This is a genomic window from Streptomyces sp. KLMMK, assembly GCF_036961605.1.
Lineage (GTDB): Bacteria > Actinomycetota > Actinomycetes > Streptomycetales > Streptomycetaceae > Streptomyces > Streptomyces telluris.
Window position 1 is genome coordinate 1 of record NZ_JBAMDC010000662.1, and the last position, 2,046, is coordinate 2,046.

A 2,046-nucleotide genomic window follows, 5' to 3' on the forward strand; every position below is an offset into this window, starting at 1 on the left:
AGGTCGGATTGCATCAATCCGGTTACACGTTCGACCGTGGGGCGCCGATGGGGACGGTTAGGCCGCGGGCGCCGCAGGCCCCATGGCGATGAAGTGGAACGGCAGGGGGGCATAGGTGCCGCTCGTGCTCGCGGTGTAGACCACGGCCGAGGTCAGGGAAACGCCGGCCACCGTGACGATCGCCGTCGCGCTCCCCTGCGCCGCTGTGGCCACGACGACCGGCGGGGAGGTGAAGGGCTTGGCGAACGTGATCGTGTAGGTCGAGGTCGCCGACCGGACCGAACGGAAGCCGGAGCCCGCGCCGACGCCGCCGGCCGCCGTGACGGTTCCGTACACCCGCTTCTCCACCGGCTGCGGCGCGCTGATGCGGAAGCTGAGCTTCGACGTGGTGGCGCCTATGGACAAGCCGTCGGGGACGGTGCGGTCCCCCGGTGCGGCGGCCGCTGCCGCCTGCACGTTCACGGAGTAGAAGCCCTCGGGCTTGTTGCCGATCGTCTCGGCCTTGAAGCGCACCAGGCGGCCGTCGGGGTCGCGGCTCTCGATGGGCAGCGGCCGGTTGATGCCGGCGTCCAGGTTCATGAAGCGGATCTCGCCGGTCGGGGGGAAGACCAGGCCCTCCGGGAGCTTCACCTGGATGATCTCGCCGGGCCCGACCGGGTCGCCGTCGACGTACACCTCGATCGCGAACGAGGCGTTCGTCCCCGGCTCCAGGACCTGCGGGTTCGGGCTTCCCTGGGTGATGTGGAATGCCATGTTCTTGTCCTCTTCTCTCGGTTTCTCTTCTGGGCGGTCACCCGTCGGTGACGGGTGCCTCGTGCGGGAGCCGGACGCCCGGGGTGACCCGGTGGTAGGCCGCGAGCTGTGCGGCGGCGATCCGGTCCCAGTCCAGGTGGGCCACGGTCGGCGGCCCCTTCGCGCCCAGCGCCGCGCAGCGGGCCGGGTCGCGGGTGAGCGCGGCCAGGGCGGCCGCGTAGGCGTGGAGGTCGCCGGGCGGGACGCGTACGCCCACGTCGTCGGTGACCAGGTCGCGCAGGCGGGGGATGTCGAAGGCGAGCACGGGGGTGCCGGTGGCCAGGGCCTCGGCGGCGACCATGCCGAAGGTCTCCTGGCGGCTGGGGACGCAGGCCAGGCGGGCCGAGGCCAGCAGGTCGAAGCGGGCCGGGCCGTCGACGCGGCCCAGCCAGCGGACGCGGTCGGCGATGCCCAGCCCGGCGGACAGGGCGCGGGCGGCGTCGGTGTGGGGGCCGTCGCCGGCGATGTGCAGGGCGGCGCTGGTGTGCGGGGCGGCGAGGGCGTAGGCGCGCAGCAGCAGGTCCAGGCCCTTCGACGTCGTCTCCAGGCGGCCCAGGTAGAGCACGTGGTCACCCCTCTCGACGACGGGCCGGGTGAACGCGGCCCGGTCGACGCCGTTGGGGATCACCTCCACGCGCGCGGCCGGGTTGCGCCGGGCCAGCTCCGCGCCGAGGTCGTCGCTGACCGCGAGCAGCGTGGTGTGGGAGGCGAGCCCGCGCCGCTCGACGGCGCCGAAGGGCAGGTGGAACTCGCGGGCCTTGTCCGCCGCGAACAGCCACTGCACCAGCCCGACGACCGGCCTGCGGGTCAGGTAGGGGACGCAGACGGACGAGAACGGGGCGGCGAAGTCCTCCACCACGACGTCCGGGTCGTACCGGCGTGTCAGCCGCCCCAGCCGGGTGACGATGACGGCGAAGTAGGCGATCTGCGCGGCGAAGCGGCTGCGGGCCGGCGGCCCGGGGCGCGCGGGCAGGGGTACGTACCGGACGCCGTCGCGGACGGTCTCCGTGGCGCCGGGCCAGGGGGCGACGACGACGGTCACCTCGACGCCGCGCGCGGCAAGCCGCCGGTTGACCTCGTGCGTACGGACCGAGCCGCCACCGGCGCCGGGCCGCCGGGGGTCCTCGAAGCCCAGGTGGAGCACGCGGTACGGGCCGGGCCGGCGGGGACGGGTACGAGCCGCCCGGCCCGCGGCGCCCAGCACGACGAGCACCGCGAGCGCCCACAGCACCGGGTACGGCCGCAGGGCGAGCA

General features: G+C 74.6%; 2 protein-coding genes. Both read right to left on the reverse strand.

What is annotated here, in order from left to right; genetic code table 11:
• Nucleotides 1–57: 57 nt before the first annotated feature.
• On the reverse strand, nucleotides 58–753 hold the full coding sequence (locus tag V7793_RS36865; protein ID WP_336014039.1) for a hypothetical protein: 696 nt from the start codon (nucleotides 751–753) through the stop codon (nucleotides 58–60).
• 37 nt (nucleotides 754–790) lie between these two features.
• Nucleotides 791–2,046: glycosyltransferase family 4 protein (locus tag V7793_RS36870; protein WP_336014040.1), on the reverse strand; the 1,256-nt coding region annotated here is incomplete at its 5' end.